Origin of the sequence: Bosea sp. RAC05 (assembly GCF_001713455.1) — a bacterium.
Taxonomy (GTDB): Bacteria; Pseudomonadota; Alphaproteobacteria; order Rhizobiales; family Beijerinckiaceae; genus Allobosea.
In genome coordinates this window covers 608,420-624,401 of the sequence record NZ_CP016463.1, presented here as the reverse complement: position 1 = coordinate 624,401, position 15,982 = coordinate 608,420, and the positions used below count along the sequence as shown (strand labels likewise).

Sequence of the window (15,982 nt, the reverse complement as noted above, 5' to 3'; positions counted from 1 at the left end):
AAGTGTCCGCGAGTCGAAGGATTGCTGCAATCTGAATCGCAGGCTCATCCGCGCCCAGCGATGAGTTGGCGCCGGTGACACCGAACTCGGGCGCCCGCCGATTTCTCGGCCGCATTGATCCACCTGGTCGCACTCTCTATGACAGCTCATCCAGCAGAGGGTCACGTCATGCTCATCGAGCAGATGAGAGAGCAGATCATCGACCTCGTCTATCCGGACGGGTATCGGCACGCCGACGCACTGAAGCCGGTTCAGGAGCGCATCGAGAAAGCCCAGCACTACTTGCTAGACGAATCTGCCGTGGCGATGGCGGCGTCTGTGGCGTTTTCGAAGCCGTCCTCGATCCTCGCCGCCCTTCCATGGGTCCGGCTTCCATTCGAGACCATCTTCATCGAATTCGCCAACGACGAACTGCGCCGCGCTTCGGCGGCCGCTGGCTCACCCAACATCCAGCACCCTCACGGCATCACTCGGCTCGTCCGTTCGGGCTACCTTCTGACCATGGAAGGCAACTCCCTGAAGATGGACTATGTCGCGGCCCAGGCGAAGCCCGACGGCGACATCGTCGTCGATCTGGCTCCGATCCAGGGCTTCTACCGTCTATCGGCCGCGGATCTTCCACCGGCCGGCATTCCGCCTCTGACCAGTGCCGACGCCGAGGGTCGCCGAGGCAAGGCGAGGGACCAGTTCAAGCTCGTCTCAACCGATCCACATGAGTACGCAGCTGCCATCGAGCTGCAGTCGCGGTACGACTGGGTCCCCCATCCTGACATGCGCCGCGTTGCCAAGAGCTTCGCCACCATGGCCTCGGCCGACAAGGTCGAGGAGATCTGGCAGCGGCAGGCAGACGAGGCCTATCGGCTCTTCATGCTCGCGATCCTGCCAGCCCTGATCCTGCTCAACTGCAAGAATGCCGTTCAGGTCGAGCATGTCCCGGCACCCGCGAAGCTCAACAAGGCCCGCGCCAAGAAGGGCCGGCCACCGATCAGGGAACGCTTCGAGATCAGGATGAAGCTCTCGCCCGCTCGCCAGCGGGCTGCAGACGCCCAGTCTGCCTCTGGCATTCGTCCCAGTGCTGCCAGCTTGGTTGCCGGGCACTTCAAGGTTCGCTCAGGCGGACGCATCTTCTGGTGGAACTCGCATGTCCGCCATGGCTCCTCGATCGACCCGATCCCACAGAAGTCCCGGATCATAACCGCCTGAGAAGCAGGTTGCGGGAAAGGATCGGCATGTTACTCCTTAAGGGTGGCCTTGAGGACGATTCATGGAATTCCGTGTCGACTATACCCCCAACGATCCTGCCGCTTTTCCGGCATGGGAATTCAAGGTCCTCAGGTCGCGCTACCTCGCATCCGCCAAGGCGCTCTACGTCTATCTCGACGCCGACGGCGTGCCGAGTTTCACGCCTGGTGTCATGAACGACCTCCTCAATCTCGGCGATTCCGTTCGGGCGCTCTATGAAGCGGGACGGGGAGATGATCTGCGCTACGTCGTCGTCGGATCGGCCATCCCCGGCATGTTCAACATGGGCGGCGATCTGGGGTATTTCTCCGAGGCGATCATGACGCAGAACCGGCGTGAGCTTTACGCCTATGCTCGGCATGCCATCCGGATCATTCACGACATCTGGGCCGGCTTCGGCCATCCTGTGGTGACGATCGCGCTGGTCGAAGGCGACGCGCTGGGCGGTGGGTTCGAGGCTGCCATCGCCCATAACTTCGTGCTTTCCGAGCGCAACGTCAGGCTTGGCCTGCCCGAGGTGACGTTCAACCTGTTCCCCGGCATGGGCGCCACGACATTCCTGACGCGTCGTCTGGGCGGCGCCCTCGCGGAGGAGATCATTTTCCGCGGCAAGCCCTACAGCGGCGAGGAAATGGAGCAGCTCGGCGTGGTCGATTTCCTCGCCGAAGACGGCAAGGGGTCCGAGACATTGGACGCCATCCTCAGCAACGACGCCGACGCGACCTATCGAAGGCTTCTGGCCGATCGCGACAACCGCCAGGCTCGCTGGCAGGTCAGCTACGAGGAATTGCGCCGGGTTGTCGATATCTGGGCTGGCGGCTGCTTTGGCGCCCTGGATGCAGACGTTCGGCATATGCAGAAGATCGTCGGCCATCAGAAGCGCAGGATCCAGGCCGCGTGAAAACGCGGATCAATGAATTGCTGCATTAGTCCTTCATTGATTGACAAGGAATTCGTGGAAGGGTCGACCTCGTATCAGTGAGGGTCGTCCATGTTCGAGTTGTTGAAACGTCTGTTCGTGAATGCCGCCCGCAAGGAGAAACTTCCCCTTGCGGTCTACACGCAGCTCGTCGATTCGCTTTATGCGACCTATGCCTCATTCGTGGCCGGCATGGTCTGCGGCATCATCGTCGGTGCGATCTCATGGATGCGCACCGGCATGGCAATCTTCCTGTGGTCCACGATCGCGATCATGGCGTCGTGCGCCTTCAGGACGGCAATCCTGTTTCTTTACAGGTCCCGTCCCGTCAAGGCGCCGAAGCTGAAGGAAACCGCCAAGTGGGAGGCGCTCTACGCCCTGGGCGCGTGGTCGTTCATGATCTCGCTGGGCATGATCGCTGCGCTCGGCGTCTATGAAGGCGCGGATCTCACGACGCTGTTTTACGGGGCGATCGTTGTCGTCGGCTGCGCTGGCGCAATCGCCGGGCGCAACTCGGCGCGTCCGCTCATCGTTTCAGGTCAGGTCCTGCTTTGCTGCGGACCGCTTGCTGTGGCCCTCCTGGGGACCGGCGACGGCTACATGTACGGTATATCCGTCATGATCCTGCTGTTCTTCGGCTCAATCTCCTCGACGACGCGCACGCTTTACCGCTCGCTGCGCGAGGCGCTGGTGCAGACGGCCATCAATCATCGGCTCGCCATCGCCTACAAGGCCGAGCGCACGCGCTTCGACGACGCTCTCAATACGATGAGCGGCGGCCTGTGCATGGTCGATGCCCACGGCAACCTGTCGGTGATCAACACCTGCCTGTTCAACTTCTTCCCGAACGCCGATCTCCGGACGGGCGACAGCCTTGCCCGTTTCGTATCCCAGGTCGGTGCGGAAGTCGGTCTGACCGGCAAGGCGCTTCGGTCGTTCGGCTTCGACCTCAGCGAAGCCATCGATGGCTCGCGCACCGTGCCTATCGAGCTTGCGGCCGCTGGTGGGCAGGTGTTCGAGCTCAAGGTCAGCCGCCGGCACGAGGGTGGCGCCGTCGTCGTGATCGACGACATCACCCAGCGCCGCGCTGCCGAGCGCGAAGTCCAGCATATGGCGCATTTCGACATGCTGACCGGACTGCCCAACCGTTTCCAGTTCCGCGAGAAGATGCAGGAGATCCTGGCACGGTCTCGTCGGAATGCGACGAAGCTGTCCGTGATCTACATCGATCTCGACAACTTCAAGGAGGTCAACGACTCCCTCGGACACCCGATGGGCGACAAGCTCCTGATCGAGGTCTCCAGGCGCCTCGAGGACGTCACGCGCGGCGAGGATATCGTGGCCCGTTTCGGAGGTGACGAGTTTGTCGTGCTGCAGTCTTCTCCCAACGGGCAGCCCGAGCTGCTGGCTCGCCGTCTGATTGCGGCCGTCAGCGACCCCTACGACATCGACGGTCATCACCTCGTCATTGGCGCGAGTGTGGGTCTCGCCACTTCGCCTGAAGACGGCGTCAACGCAGACGACCTGATCAAGAACGCCGATATGGCGCTCTATCATTCCAAGGCCAACGGCCGGGGCCAGTTCATGCGCTTCGAAGCCCGCATGGACAGCGAGGCTCAGAAGCGCAGGGAGATCGAGATGGATCTGCGCGAGGCTCTGGCCAACAACGCCTTCGAGCTCCACTATCAGCCCATCGTCGACGGCACGACGCGCAAGATCGCCTCATGCGAGGCCCTGCTGCGGTGGCGTCACCCGACGAAGGGAATGATCTCGCCGGCGGTCTTTATCCCCGTTGCGGAAGAGACCGGCATGATCGTGGAACTCGGTACCTGGGTGATCAATCGCGCCTGCATGGACGCAGCCACTTGGCCGGGCGATGTTCGCGTCGCGGTCAACCTGTCGCCAATTCAGTTTCGCCGGGGAACCGTCATCGAGGAAGTCGTGGGTGCCCTACGCAAGTCCGGCCTGTCTCCCGAGCGGCTGGAGGTCGAGATCACCGAGTCGCTGATGATGAGCGACACCGCAGCGACGCGCGAAGCTATCGAGAACCTGTGCGCCATCGGCGTGAGGCTGGCCATCGACGACTTCGGTACGGGCTACTCGTCACTGGCTCGCATCAACCGGATCCCGTTTCACAAGCTCAAGATCGACAAGAGCTTCATCGACGAGCTCGGCCAGAACCCCCAGGCGCTGTCCATCGTCAAGGCCATCACCGGCCTTGCTCGCGACCTCGGCAAAAGCGTGGTGGCCGAGGGTGTCGAGACGACCGTTCAGCTCGACGTCCTCAGGCAGCTGGGCGTCGCAGAAGTCCAGGGATATCTGTTCAGCCGCCCTCTGCCGGTGGCGGACGTTCAGCCCCTCATGGCAAAGGCGTTCCCAGAGCCGGCCCGAACCAGCCTGCGCGCCGCCTGAAGGAGGCGCGCGCCTGCCATGTCAGGTGCCCGCGATCTCCGTGACTTCGCTCCACCGCACCGGGGCGACGACGCGCTGGGCACGATAGACGAGATACGCAGCGTTGTGGCGCCGCACAGTCTGCGCCATCCATTTGTCGACGCCTGGCGCCACCTCGCCAGGCGGGAACACGTCTCGGACCAGCCGGAGCTCGCGCATCTGGTGAGCCGTCAACGTCACTCCGCCATCGAACGCGCCGGGGCCGAACTTGGGGCCGAGCTTGCTGTCGAGGAACGAGAAGACGTTCCCGTCGCCATGGCCGCGCCGTGGCAGAACGAAGCTCGCATCCTCCTCGGCGAAGATCACATTGCTCGATAGCGCCATCTCCAGATCCGAACCCGCGATCCGGGTACGCGCAACAGCCACGGAAATCACCGGCACCCGCACGACCAGGTTGGCGTAGGCGTGGAGCAGAACGGCGAAGTTGGCTCCCTTGATCGGAGCTGGCCGCGGTTGGGGGCCGTGAACTGGCCGCGAGGCGTGATCGAAGTCCAGCACGAGATACTTGAGCGAGCCATCGTCCACCCAGCCTTCTGCGCGCTCGACGATATCGATGGCGGCAGCCACGTCACGATCATCGAAGCCGGCGCTCCGTTTGTGGATTCGCAGTGCACCCGCCGCGAAGACCGATTCGATCGCAGTCTTTGTCGTCGCAAGCGAAGGAAAGCGCGCAGCCTCCAGGGCGGAAGGACTGAATTGCGTGTGTTCCAGTGCCGGGGCGAGGTCCATCGTTGCTCCTTGAAGGAATGGTTGATGAAATCTTAACAGGCGATTTCAATTTCGATCAACCCGGATGGAGCTGTTTGGATCCTGTCTTTTCGACCGTGACCAATCAGCGACAATGCCGATAGGTCATCGGATGCTTGCGCCGATCAGCCTGTTCATCCACGTCTTCGAGAGTTTTCAACCCTCGCGGGCATTGCCTCTTGGGTGCTGCTGGTGATGATGCTTTGGAATGGGGACGGCGCCTGACCGGCTGGCGGACCTGTGATCTTGGAGAGAGAGCGTTGCCGCGCAGGAAGACGACGATCAAGGCGGTCCATCAGGCTGACGCGAACCATCAGGTGCTTTCGCTGACCACGGAGGTCAGTGATCGGACATCATTCCGTCGGACGCCGTGCAGGGAATGCCCCTGGCGATCTGATATTCCGGCCGGGGCGTTTCCCGCCGAGGCGTTCCGTTACTCCGCGAAAACAGCCTATGACATGGCCGACAGCACATTTGCCTGTCATGTCAGCGGAGCGCGAAAGCCGACGACCTGTGCCGGCTTCCTGCTTCGTGGTGCCGACCACAACCTGTCGGTCCGCCTCGCGATCGCAGCGGATCGGTTTGACCCCGACGAGGTCCATTCAGGTGGGCTGGAGCTGTATGCGGGCTATCGTAGCATGGCGATAGCCAACGGCGTCCACCCGGACGATCCGGCCATTGCGCCGTGCCGCGGTGGCGACGAACTCGATTTCCTGTCCAGGCCTTACCGACGCCAGCAGGGCGCGTAGGCGGATCAGGCCACCATCAGATCGGCAGGCATCATATCGGCCTTGACCAGTCGCCCGTCAGGAAAGGCGCTCATGAACTCGGAGCCCACTTCGATCGTGAGCATCTGGAAGCGCTGATCGGACTGGGAAGGGTCGCGATCAAAGTGCACGAAATCCCGCACGACGCCGCGGGTTCTGTTCAGCATAGCCTTCTCGCCGTCGGTCAATGGCCTGTCGATGACGATATGGACGCCGGCCTCACGCCCCTCCGATATCCAGCGAACGACATGACCGCCCTTCTGCAGTCTGGTCGTGACGGGCAAAAGGATGTCCCCCAGGGAGAATGGCCTCGACTCGACCGGCGCACGAGCAAACACGCGCCCAGTCGCGGATCCGCCGAGATTACGACTGATCACGTCCGACCGGCTCTGGCACCTGAACTTCTGGAGAACTCTCAGAAGGTCGGTGCCGTCCCTGGGGCGATCGAGCATACGAACAACCGGCGCTGACCATTCACCAGTATCGCTCTCGTCGGGCCATTCGAGCATGGAGAGGCCGACGAAGGGAGCTCCGGCATCAAGCGACTGGGCCGCTGCCGCGATCGCGCTACAGGAGCGGTACTCGCGGACAGATGGACCGAACGGGGTCAGCGCCGCAATGAGCGAACAGTCCTCGCGCTCGATGATTCCGACAGCTGCCAAATCCTGGCCTGCCAGTTGCTCCAACAGGGCGACTGGGGAACGATAAAGCCGGATTGCCCCCGTCATGATCTCAAACGCCCGCGCGGTTCACACACTCGGCCATTCGAGCGAAAAACCGCCCCGGTTCCCTTGCCTCCTTCAGGTCTGCGATCCTGACGAAGGCGCCGAGGAACTCGGCCGGGCAGAGATCCGCGACCACCTTGAGTTCGGTGGCGAAGGTCGCCTGGTCGTCGGCAAGAGCTTCGACGATCCGGTCGACGAAGATCAGGCGGAATTCACGCTGGCGGCGATCAGAAGCCGAAGGGAGACTGCCCAGCGCCACGAGGGCTTCCCGGATCCGAACCGCGGCAGCGAAGACGCTTCCCCCGATCTCGATCTGGGAAGCCATCGCCCGGTAGATTGCCGCCCGATCCGCGTCAGGCACGAACGGCTTGATGTCGGACCGTTCCCGATGCGGGCGCGGTACCGGTGGCGCCTCGGTATCCGAAATCGCGTCGCTGGCGTCTGACATGGATAAATCCTCAAATCCATGGGGATGATCCCCTCAAGTTTCGCAATCGTCAACCGAAAGGGGTTGCTCAACAGGACGGAGATCGCGATCCTCCAAAATGGGAGAGGGTTATCCATGCGCATTCCGTTGTTCGAGACTGTCGGCATCTTCTTGGGCGCGTCACTCGCGCTGTCTGCTCAAACTCGCCAGCCAGAGCTTGAGGCCGTCGAGACCGTAGTGAAGGCGCTTGATCGCGGCTACGGCATGACATGCTCCTTGACTGGCGTTCCAGCGCCGACTGGCGGCTACTACCGCTGCATCGACATCGGACCGTACCGGTTCATGAGCGAGTACAACCGCATGCGAGCCTTCGTCCTCGTGGACGGCCAGCCACCTTATCCGGTGATGAGCACCGAGAGCGGTCGCCCTGAGTTTCTGGTCAAGGGGCCCTGGCAAGACGACCTCGCGCAGCGGGTGCGCGATTGGTGGAGCGACGAGGTCGAGGGCGGACGATCGCGGCGAGACAGCGCAGAGGATCAGGCTCGCAGGCGACGCGAAGCGGAGAGGGCCGTCAGGCGCTTCTCTGAACCGGAAGCCGAGCCTGAAGATCAGAGGCCCGGACTTTATCCGCAGGAACAATTGCTGCTGCCAGTGCCAGAGGGCCCCTATTACGGCCAGAGGCCGCAGCAGCTCGACCCACGGCAGTACGAGCGGCCTCGGCAGGCGGCGCCTCCGCCTGCGTCGCTTCCAGCCCCCATGACCGCACCTCGCCCGCTGAACCCGACTGCTCGCGTGCCATCACAGACCACTGCGCCTTTGCCGGGCGGCTCCATTCCGCTCCGCAGCCTTCCAGGAGGACCATCGGTGGTCGCGCCTGGTGTCACGGTCTACCCACCTGGCACGGTTCAAAACCCCAGCCGCTGATCGAGCTGTTAGGGCTTGATCGACTGAGCCGGCAGCGCGATCGCGTCGAGAACATCCTCGTAAGTCACCGCGGCCGCTGCGACCACGGTGCGAGATGCCCCCTCCTCGACCTCGACCCGAAAGGTCGGGGATCGGGTGATGGCTGTCCCCGGCTCGCCGAAGATCAGGGCTACACGCCCCTCGCCGATGGACTTGCGCAGTGCCGGGCCAGAACTCGTGCCAAACGGGCGGAATCCGTCGGCCTTCATCAGGTCCACGACTGGATTGGGCGATACCATGGCCGTTGCCACCGGCAGTGCCTTGATGGCGGCCTTGCGCGCACCAGTCCGATCGGGGATCACCGCCGCCTCGGTCATGTGGTCGAGCCTCACCACTGGCTGCGGCCTGGCACCCCGCCCTGCCTCCTGAAGGACAGCTGCCGGTCGCATCGGCGCAGCGTTATCGCGGGGCGCTGCCAGCTGTGCAGGCGGGGCAGCCAATGCGGGTTGCCGGGCGACCCGGTTGAGGCCGGCGAGTGCCTCGGGGTTGTCCAGGTAGTAGCCTTCGCCGCCGCGCCAGCGATAGATGTACATGGCGTCCATAGGCGCGCCGCGCTCGCGCTTCTCATCGACGAGGAGAAGCGTCTCCGTCTCGGTCACGGCGACAATGATGCGCGGCGTGTAGCCTGGGATCACCGTCGGAAACTGGATCTCGGTCGCGTCGACGACACGACCGTTGCGAGAGACCCATGCCGCAACCTGGTCCAGCTCGCGCTGAGAATTGGGTCCGGTCGGTCCCATATTGGCCAGCAAAGCGATCGACCCCAGGGGGTCATGACCAGCCGCGGTCGCCTGCTCCTCGTGATTGACGAAGCATGGGAACGTCCTGAAAACGAACCGGCCGAACGCCCGGATTGAATTCTGGTAATACCGGGGAGTGTCGTAGATCGTCAGCCACTGAACATCGGCAGGCGGGGGAACCCAGTCTGGATCGCGCGCGAAGACATTCCGCTCGACGCGCGCCGGGAGGTTCTGTGGCGGAGGAGGGGGCACCGGCTCCACAGGCATCTCAGGAACCCCGACGACTTCGGCGCGTCGACGCTGAGCAAACCTCCTGGCCTGCGCGTCGTCGATCTCGTCGTCGACTTGGGGCATATTGGCCATCAGAGCCGCGGCGCGAGCCATGGCCTCAGGCTCGATCCGCATCCCTGCGATACGGCGCGCAGCCTCATCGGCATTCGCCACATCACCTGGCGCAACCCGCTCGGCCTCTGTCGGAGCCACATCAGCCGACTTTGCCTGAGCGACGTCCCCCTTCGACAGGTGCATTTCGAGCACCAGTTCGGGATTGGCGACAATCTCCTCGACCAGGACAGGTTTCGGCTTCTTCTCGTCGTTTGGCATCTGGACCCAGCTTTGACTGATGCGCCATCTGCGCTCTCGGGGAAGCATCGCCCTCCCTTGCGAAACTCGCAAGCTGCCCCGCTCGGGAACAGAACGATCCCGACATAGTTGCGGTCAATGGATTGATGCAAGAACGGCTGATTTGATCCATACTCGATTCGAAATCGGATCATTTCCGTTCAGCATGCGCGCCGATCTGCCGAACTTTTCGCTGGAGACTACCATGAAGAAACTCGCCCTCATTGCCGCGGCCTGCCTGGCTCTCGCTGGATGCTCATCGATCGAGTCGGAGAGGGTCGTTGGCGGGGCTGTCCTTGGTGGCGCCGCGGGAGCGGTGGTCGGAGGCGTTAGCACCGGAAACGCAGGCGGCGCCCTGGCTGGCGCGGCCATCGGCGCTGCCGGCGGGGCCATCGTCGGCCATGCCACGACACCGCGCACCTATCATCGTCCGGTCGCGTCGATGCCGAGCGCCAGGTGCGTCCGGCCCGGATACGACTACTATGGCAACCGCGTCTGCTTCGGCTATGCCGTTCCTGCGCCACATCACTTCGGGGACGGGGTCGTCTATTACGAAGACACCTACCGCCGCCCTTACCCATCCCGCTACTGAAGCGAGAGCCGGGCTGCCAGCGCATCGAGCCGGCGGCCCGACCATCTCTGATATCGCAGGCCAGCCATAGCCGCGCCCGCTCCCATCGGCGCCCCGGCCACAAATCCCAAAACAAGATCCCAGGGAGAAGCGTCGGCCACTGCATATGTGGCTTCAGCCCCTATCGCAGCCCCGCACAGCGCGCCTATCGCCAGAAAACGTTGCAGCGAGTGGGTGGGTGACGTCGAAAATCTCGTAGCTGTCCAGAGGCAGATCGCAGCGATCAAAAGCCAATGGGCACTGCTGGCGAAGATGGTCGCGCCGTCAGCGAATGCTTCCTGCGGCGAAGCGCCAGAGCCGAGCGACAGCGCCGATGCACTTGCCCATACCACCAAGGCAGGGACGGCCAGAAACCCGAGCACAGCGTCGATTGCAGCCTCTCCAGCCAGAGCAGCCCTCAGCAGGTGGCGCCTCACGGCATCGAACCCGATTGCTGGATCATGGCGAGAATCCGCTGCCCTATGGGCCGGAGAAAGACGATGACATCCTGATCGTGGATCAGGCCAGAGTACCAGCCATAGGCGATGCCGATCAGTCCGAGCACGGCCAAGGCCACTGCTGCTTCCGCAGCTCGTATCACGATGCTGAACGGGAGGAGGGTGATGCGCGCACAGGCCTGCAAGACCGATGGAGCGTCGAAGTACCAGGGACGTCCACGCTCCAGAATGGCATCAGCGGCGCTGTCTGCTTGAGCATGACCAGATCTGAGCTTGCGCGCGGGCTCGCTACGCCGGACCCGGTCTACCGGCGAAGCCTCGTCGCTGATGTGTGTCATGAACCCAGCTTTATGTCTCAAGGAATGATTCGGAACTTGAAGGTTTGGTCATCGTGAGTGAAGAATCAAGCTGTCAGACTGGAGAGAATCGTGCGTAACCCAATCGCCTGCCTGCTCGTCGCTGCCGCTGTCGCCTTCGCTTCGCCGGCGACCGCAGCGAGTTGCGTTCCGCCGGCCGAGCCTGAAGTCCAAGGCGTTCGTTTCCTCCTGGGCATCCAGCCCTCTGACGGCATTCTCGACGTATGGTGCAGGATCCAGGCACTGTCGGGCGATTACCGCATCAACGTGCTGTTTCCCGGTCCGAAGGCCCACAAGTCGTTTGATGCGAAGTTCGACGGCAAGCGTTCCCGCTCGCGCGAAGAGCTCGCATCGTTCATCCGAGGCCTTCTCCCCACGGGACCTGGCCCGAAGGAGGACAGCGCCGGGATGAAATGGCCCGAGGTGCTGGCGACCAACGTTCAGGCCATGGCGCCCACGGCGCCGGACGGTCAGGGCCTGGGCATCCCGGCTGTCGTACCTGGTTCGTCATCGATTGCCTTGTGGGCGCCGATTGTGCTTCGCGTGAAGCCTCTCAAGCTCGGGGACGGTGAATTCACGCTGGTCGTGTCGTTCAAGCCGAGTGCTGCGCGACTGCTAATGGCCATGACCGGCTCGGCTGAGCGATTTCAGGTCCAAGGGTGGCGCAACCGGGTCCTGACAACCGGCCATTTCTCGGGAAGTTGCCCCCCCACAATTCCTCTGTGCAAGGACCTGCCCGATGTCGTTCCAATGGAAACGGCCTGGCTCGTCGACACGGTTCGCATCGAGGCTTCGGGTGGCGGCCTGTCGCGCACGGCCCTGACGGTTCTCGGTAATCTTGCCGAGGAGAACAAGCCCTTCATCCAGAGCAACTCGATGCCTCGTTTCGTACCGATGTTCGGCGAGGCAGAGATCATCGCTGAGGACGGGGCGCGTGAGGTCCAGGCTGTGGCGGTCGGCGACGAAAACCGGGCCGCAGGGACTCAATCCATTGTCGTGCGGTGGCGCGAACGGCCGAACTCGAAGACGACCTACGCGATGACACTTGCCAACTGGATGCGCGAGGCTCGGGCGGCTCTCGTGCTGCAGTATGGATCAAAGCCTGGCAGCAAGCCCTGATAACGGCCAGGGCATCCCACGGTGCACTCGGATCCTCGTGATCTCTAGGCCGATGCCAAATCGAGAGCGAATGCCTCTTCTGGTGTCGGGAGATCCGCCAGCGCGTTGAGACCCGTGCGCTCCAGAAAGCGTGCTGTCGTGCCATACGCGACAGCCTGGCCGGTGCCGCGGCGTCGGCCCGCGACGGCCACGAGCCCGGCCTCGACGAGACCTTCGAGGACACCGCGTCCCAGCTTCACACCACGCACCGTCTCAATCTGCTTGACCGTAATTGGCTGGTGCATGGCTATGACGGCAAGCGTTGCTATGGCCTGCTCCGACAGGCGCCGTCCCGATCCCAGACGATGGTCGGTCGGAAGCAGCTGAGGCCTGGCCTTCAATACCCAGCCGCCTTCCTCTTTCCTGACTTCGCCGCCTCTCGTTGACCAGAATGCCTCCAGTCGTGCGATCGCCCCTGACACGTCCGTGCCCTCGGGCAGCAGGCGAGACAGGTCCGCTTCCTTGATCGGCTTCGACGCGGCAAGCAGAGCAGCCTCTATGCGCTGATCGAGCGTCGCAAACAGCGGCTCCATCTCAAGCCGCCCCCGCCCATTCGGCTCTCAGGAGATTGGCGGCCGATCTCAACCGATGCATGGAATTTTCGTCGAACTGAGCCTTCCGAAGCGCGGTTTCGATGCCGTCGTCATCGAGCAGAACGCGTCCTGCCGTAATGAAGCGCAAGGTGGTGTAGACGCGCCCTTCCGCCTGCCGAGCTGTCGCGGCATGCATGCAGTCGACGATCAGCTCCAGCGCCGACGACAGCGTGTCGAAGGCAATGCAGAAATCCTCGGGAAGCGCGCCCGGGAAATGCTCCTGAGCCTTGAACATGGCTGTCGCACAGATGCCTGTGAGATGCGTGATGCTGCGCCTCTCAACCGCGGCCGCATCCGAGAGCAGCGTGATCGCAAAGGCTGCGTGAAGCAGTATGGTCCAGACCTGCTGGTTCAAAACCGGTTCATCACGCAGGCTGTCGACAACCCGTTCGAGCTGCACCATAGCCCGGACCGTCGCCTTCGTGGCGGCCGCGACCTCGGCTCGCTTCAGGCTGAGGAGATCTCGCGTGTCATCGACCGGAAGAGCAGGCAGCGCCTTGAGGCCGGACCCAACCGCGAGGTCCTGAAGTTCCGAGCTGAGCCCGTGTAGGGCAGCCGAAATCGGCCCGCTCGTGATCTCGACCTGATGCAAATCCTCATCTTCATCGAAGAAGTGGGTCGCCTCGCCAGGCTGCGCGACATCCCTGGCGAGCACGTCGAGCGCGTCGAGAAAGCGGGCAAATTCAGGTGAGCCCAGAACCCCCGGCAGATGATCTGAACCGTCAGCGACGAGTCGAGCTGCATCGACAGCGCTTCTGATGCGGCAGCCATGGGCTGGATCGACAGCCAGCGTGTCGAGAAGTTCGAGTGCTCGTTCAGCGAGGATTGTGATCGATCCAAGCTGCTCAGTCCGATTCACGATAGCGACTCCAATCCGTCGGGCAGAGCCCTGATCAGAGTTTCATGGAATAGCAGATCAATCGTGTCCAGCAGCAGGATTGATCTATCCCCCATAGCTGCCGGATTAGGGCGCCGGCGCCTGCAGCACCATCCCCGCCGCGATTGCCACCGCCTCGCGCTGGCTGTCGTCGAGAACTTGGAATGCTGCACGCAAATACGCCTGGAGATCCCCGGCCTCGTGATCTGGGTCGCTCTCCTCGCCATGGGAGCCCGCTGCCGAGATGAGATCCTCGACGTCACTGGCGGGCTTTTCGCAAAAGCTGTCCTCCAGTGTCATGACGACCGTATCGGACGCCAGAAGCGCCTCTGCCGCGGCCGGCTCGATCTGAGCGAATGCCGATCGCAACGCAGCCTGCAGGATGGCGTTCTCGGGCGTTCCCGCTCCTTGCGATGAGGCGTGATCGAGAACTGTTTCTACGTCGAGGCTCATGGGATCTGCTTTCGTTGGTTGACCCGAAAGGTTCAGGGCCGAGGCGCAGGATCCGGCGGCACCAGGCGATTTTCTATCTTGGCCTGGAGAAGGAAAGCGACAACGCCTTCCATCGGGGTGCCGAGGCACAGAATGACAGCTCTATCTCATTCAATCGTAGCGACGACCGCGCAAAAGGATCGGTCGAGCTTCAGCCGAATGCTCGCCTGGTCCTGGCCTGTGCTGGCTACCGCGCGCAGATGTGCCGCCAGTTGCACGAAGGCCGGCGCCGGCAACAGCAGCTGATCACTTTCGAGGCCACCGACACCTTCCATGCCAAACTGGGTCACGAACACAGGACGAGAGCCCGTATACGGCCTGAAGAGAAACCCGCTCGGGCTGCCGTAACCAGGGTTCAGCTCCGAGAACCCGGCATAGACCCCGCTGTCCAATCGGGCATTCAGGTGGGCGCGGATCACGGCGATTTCCACAGGTCTCACTGAGCCTGCGTCCATGACAAGTCGCAATGACCCGTTTGGTCGGCCACAGAGCTCGATACGCCGCGGGAGAGGGGTCTCGTTGTCCAAGGCTGTTCGGACCGGGGTCCGCCGGCCGAGGAGAACAGGATGCCTGCGATCGTCGTGCGTCGCGAACGGCTCGGGCAAAACTCTGCGGCTGTCCCCATTGGACAGGCGGGCCTTTGCGACAGCGCCGCATAAATGGGAGAGCAATCTGGCCGGGTTCATCGGCGCACGATGCTTCCGACCAGGGACCGATTCAAGGACCGTCCCGCTTCTTGGACGATTAGTCCACGATTCGTTGTCGCCGTCCTATCGAAACCAGCGGTTCCCGTGGTCAGCCATTGATCGCCAACGTCGTTTCTTGATCCAACCAGATGCGTGTCATCGAAACCGGTCAGCTCGAACGCTCGTTGAAGTTCTTCGGAGCGCAACAAAGGCCGCCGTCGATCCGATAGGGTTGTACGGTACCTTTGATCCCGGCGCCTTGCTTGATTATCTCACAAAGTCATGCTTTCATAATAAAAGAGTCACTTATCTAGTTTCTAGAGTCAGACTTCTTTGTAAAACGGCATCGTTTTTAGCGCGCGATGATCTGCCTGATCTGGCTGCCAACATAGTTAACGTGACTGGGGACCCTCACGAGATTCACCCGCACGATCAGATCCTGGCTCGTGGTCTGCTTGGACGAGCGGTAGGATACGAGCAGTGGCACGTCGATCATCCACGAATACCGGACATTGCCATAGGCGTCCGACAGCAGACCCTTGCTGACAATGATCGCCGGCCCGCTGGGAGCCGCCGTGGTGATATACCGATTCTCGGTGACCGCGACGAAATTGCCCGAGTCGCGCAGGGCCGCATGAAAATTCTCCCAGCCGATCGGGGTCATCAGCTTCTGGGCGTTCTGGAACTGCCGGCGGAAATTGGCGAAATCGAAGGTGTAGATCTGGGCGACGGCGTTGACGGTCCACTTGATGATCTCATCGTCGGACTGATGAGGTTGATCGAGCGGCACCACCGGCAGCAGCCGGCCGGACGGTTCGGTCATCAGGTATCGATACTGATCCGTCCGGGTGAGAATCGCCCAGGTGCCGATCAGTGAAAAGACGGTCAGCACCGTCGCGGCGATTAGCAAGCGCGACAGATGGTAGAGCCTTTGCCTGCGATAGCTGTCGCGCAACAGGATGGTCGCGACAATGGTCTCCGCCTTCATGATTCCTCCGGCCGGTTCGGCGCCATCAACCTTCCCACGGGAAGGTCGGGCTGGCAAATCATCGAATGTCGAAGGATTGACGAAGAAGGCTCCTTGTGGGTTTCAAGGAACGGCCTTACACTTTGCTCACCACGGCCATCCGTGGCCACGCAACCGGATCCT

17 protein-coding genes are annotated in these 15,982 nt (G+C 62.5%); 7 read left to right on the top strand and 10 right to left on the bottom strand.

The annotated features are described in order from the left end of the window. Positions 1 to 114: 114 nt before the first annotated feature. The 3 genes from BSY19_RS03180 to BSY19_RS03170 all read left to right on the top strand — a co-directional run bounded on the left by BSY19_RS03180 (position 115) and on the right by BSY19_RS03170 (position 4,573). The gene (locus tag BSY19_RS03180; RefSeq protein ID WP_150129461.1) at positions 115 to 1,203 is read left to right on the top strand and encodes a hypothetical protein; all 1,089 of its coding nucleotides are present in this window, start codon (positions 115 to 117) and stop codon (positions 1,201 to 1,203) included. Between the two features lie 61 nt (positions 1,204 to 1,264). Then, a complete protein-coding gene (locus BSY19_RS03175) occupies positions 1,265 to 2,143 on the top strand; it encodes a crotonase/enoyl-CoA hydratase family protein (protein ID WP_069052844.1) in 879 nt (292 codons plus the stop codon). A 90-nt stretch (positions 2,144 to 2,233) separates the two neighbouring features. After that, positions 2,234 to 4,573: a putative bifunctional diguanylate cyclase/phosphodiesterase gene (locus BSY19_RS03170; protein WP_083247353.1), complete on the top strand. Its 2,340-nt coding sequence runs from the start codon at positions 2,234 to 2,236 to the stop codon at positions 4,571 to 4,573. 21 nt (positions 4,574 to 4,594) lie between these two features. Here BSY19_RS03170 and BSY19_RS03165 read toward each other — a convergent pair whose 3' ends face one another. Next, positions 4,595 to 5,341 (bottom strand): Clp protease/crotonase-like domain-containing protein, encoded by a 747-nt coding sequence (locus BSY19_RS03165; RefSeq protein WP_069052843.1) that lies wholly within the window; start codon positions 5,339 to 5,341, stop codon positions 4,595 to 4,597. Positions 5,342 to 5,619: 278 nt separating this feature from the next. Between BSY19_RS03165 and BSY19_RS03160 the strand changes: the two genes are divergently transcribed. Next, complete coding sequence (locus tag BSY19_RS03160; RefSeq protein WP_069052842.1) at positions 5,620 to 6,108, top strand: DUF6283 family protein; 489 nt, start codon at positions 5,620 to 5,622, stop codon at positions 6,106 to 6,108. A gap of 5 nt (positions 6,109 to 6,113) precedes the next feature. On the opposite strand, the gene BSY19_RS03155 is transcribed toward BSY19_RS03160, so the two are convergent. Together BSY19_RS03155 and BSY19_RS03150 are read right to left on the bottom strand one after the other, a co-directional pair. Next, positions 6,114 to 6,854, bottom strand: coding sequence for a hypothetical protein (locus tag BSY19_RS03155; protein WP_069052841.1), 741 nt, complete (start codon positions 6,852 to 6,854; stop codon positions 6,114 to 6,116). Between the two features lie 4 nt (positions 6,855 to 6,858). Then, positions 6,859 to 7,299, bottom strand: coding sequence for a hypothetical protein (locus tag BSY19_RS03150; protein ID WP_069052840.1), 441 nt, complete (start codon positions 7,297 to 7,299; stop codon positions 6,859 to 6,861). Between the two features lie 18 nt (positions 7,300 to 7,317). Between BSY19_RS03150 and BSY19_RS03145 the strand changes: the two genes are divergently transcribed. Further along, entirely contained in the window at positions 7,318 to 8,202 is an 885-nt protein-coding gene (locus BSY19_RS03145; RefSeq protein ID WP_069052839.1) for a hypothetical protein, read from the top strand. 8 nt (positions 8,203 to 8,210) lie between these two features. Here BSY19_RS03145 and BSY19_RS03140 read toward each other — a convergent pair whose 3' ends face one another. Further along, the gene (locus BSY19_RS03140; protein ID WP_069052838.1) at positions 8,211 to 9,584 is read right to left on the bottom strand and encodes a hypothetical protein; all 1,374 of its coding nucleotides are present in this window, start codon (positions 9,582 to 9,584) and stop codon (positions 8,211 to 8,213) included. 223 nt (positions 9,585 to 9,807) lie between these two features. Between BSY19_RS03140 and BSY19_RS28575 the strand changes: the two genes are divergently transcribed. Beyond that, on the top strand, positions 9,808 to 10,194 hold the full coding sequence (locus BSY19_RS28575; RefSeq protein WP_171905073.1) for a glycine zipper domain-containing protein: 387 nt from the start codon (positions 9,808 to 9,810) through the stop codon (positions 10,192 to 10,194). Positions 10,195 to 10,645: 451 nt separating this feature from the next. Here the strand turns inward: BSY19_RS28575 and BSY19_RS27400 are convergent, their stop codons facing one another. After that, positions 10,646 to 11,008, bottom strand: a complete 363-nt coding sequence (locus tag BSY19_RS27400; protein WP_150129460.1) for a hypothetical protein — start codon at positions 11,006 to 11,008, stop codon at positions 10,646 to 10,648. Between the two features lie 90 nt (positions 11,009 to 11,098). Between BSY19_RS27400 and BSY19_RS03130 the strand changes: the two genes are divergently transcribed. Beyond that, on the top strand, positions 11,099 to 12,145 hold the full coding sequence (locus BSY19_RS03130; RefSeq protein WP_069052836.1) for a hypothetical protein: 1,047 nt from the start codon (positions 11,099 to 11,101) through the stop codon (positions 12,143 to 12,145). A gap of 44 nt (positions 12,146 to 12,189) precedes the next feature. Here BSY19_RS03130 and scpB read toward each other — a convergent pair whose 3' ends face one another. The 5 genes from scpB to BSY19_RS03105 all read right to left on the bottom strand — a co-directional run bounded on the left by scpB (position 12,190) and on the right by BSY19_RS03105 (position 15,820). Beyond that, positions 12,190 to 12,717, bottom strand: coding sequence for an SMC-Scp complex subunit ScpB (gene scpB, locus BSY19_RS03125; RefSeq protein WP_069052835.1), 528 nt, complete (start codon positions 12,715 to 12,717; stop codon positions 12,190 to 12,192). 1 nt (position 12,718) lies between these two features. Beyond that, a complete protein-coding gene (locus tag BSY19_RS03120; RefSeq protein WP_150129459.1) occupies positions 12,719 to 13,636 on the bottom strand; it encodes a hypothetical protein in 918 nt (305 codons plus the stop codon). Positions 13,637 to 13,741: 105 nt separating this feature from the next. Then, positions 13,742 to 14,107, bottom strand: a complete 366-nt coding sequence (locus BSY19_RS03115; protein WP_069052833.1) for a hypothetical protein — start codon at positions 14,105 to 14,107, stop codon at positions 13,742 to 13,744. Between the two features lie 146 nt (positions 14,108 to 14,253). Next, on the bottom strand, positions 14,254 to 14,565 hold the full coding sequence (locus BSY19_RS03110) for a hypothetical protein (RefSeq protein ID WP_069052832.1): 312 nt from the start codon (positions 14,563 to 14,565) through the stop codon (positions 14,254 to 14,256). Positions 14,566 to 15,184: 619 nt separating this feature from the next. Then, complete coding sequence (locus tag BSY19_RS03105; RefSeq protein ID WP_069052831.1) at positions 15,185 to 15,820, bottom strand: DotI/IcmL/TraM family protein; 636 nt, start codon at positions 15,818 to 15,820, stop codon at positions 15,185 to 15,187. Positions 15,821 to 15,982 lie beyond the last annotated feature (162 nt).

Excerpts from the sequence above, each read along its gene's own strand:
- BSY19_RS03175 (WP_069052844.1), top strand. The coding sequence starts at position 1,265 with ATGGAATTCCGTGTCGACTATACCCCCAACGATCCTGCCGCTTTTCCG.
- BSY19_RS03170 (WP_083247353.1), top strand. The coding sequence starts at position 2,234 with ATGTTCGAGTTGTTGAAACGTCTGTTCGTGAATGCCGCCCGCAAGGAG.
- BSY19_RS03165 (WP_069052843.1), bottom strand. The coding sequence starts at position 5,341 with ATGGACCTCGCCCCGGCACTGGAACACACGCAATTCAGTCCTTCCGCC.
- BSY19_RS03155 (WP_069052841.1), bottom strand. The coding sequence starts at position 6,854 with ATGACGGGGGCAATCCGGCTTTATCGTTCCCCAGTCGCCCTGTTGGAG.
- BSY19_RS03150 (WP_069052840.1), bottom strand. The coding sequence starts at position 7,299 with ATGTCAGACGCCAGCGACGCGATTTCGGATACCGAGGCGCCACCGGTA.
- BSY19_RS03145 (WP_069052839.1), top strand. The coding sequence starts at position 7,318 with ATGGGGATGATCCCCTCAAGTTTCGCAATCGTCAACCGAAAGGGGTTG.
- BSY19_RS03140 (WP_069052838.1), bottom strand. The coding sequence starts at position 9,584 with ATGCCAAACGACGAGAAGAAGCCGAAACCTGTCCTGGTCGAGGAGATT.
- BSY19_RS28575 (WP_171905073.1), top strand. The coding sequence starts at position 9,808 with ATGAAGAAACTCGCCCTCATTGCCGCGGCCTGCCTGGCTCTCGCTGGA.
- BSY19_RS27400 (WP_150129460.1), bottom strand. The coding sequence starts at position 11,008 with ATGACACACATCAGCGACGAGGCTTCGCCGGTAGACCGGGTCCGGCGT.
- scpB (WP_069052835.1), bottom strand. The coding sequence starts at position 12,717 with ATGGAGCCGCTGTTTGCGACGCTCGATCAGCGCATAGAGGCTGCTCTG.
- BSY19_RS03115 (WP_069052833.1), bottom strand. The coding sequence starts at position 14,107 with ATGAGCCTCGACGTAGAAACAGTTCTCGATCACGCCTCATCGCAAGGA.
- BSY19_RS03105 (WP_069052831.1), bottom strand. The coding sequence starts at position 15,820 with ATGAAGGCGGAGACCATTGTCGCGACCATCCTGTTGCGCGACAGCTAT.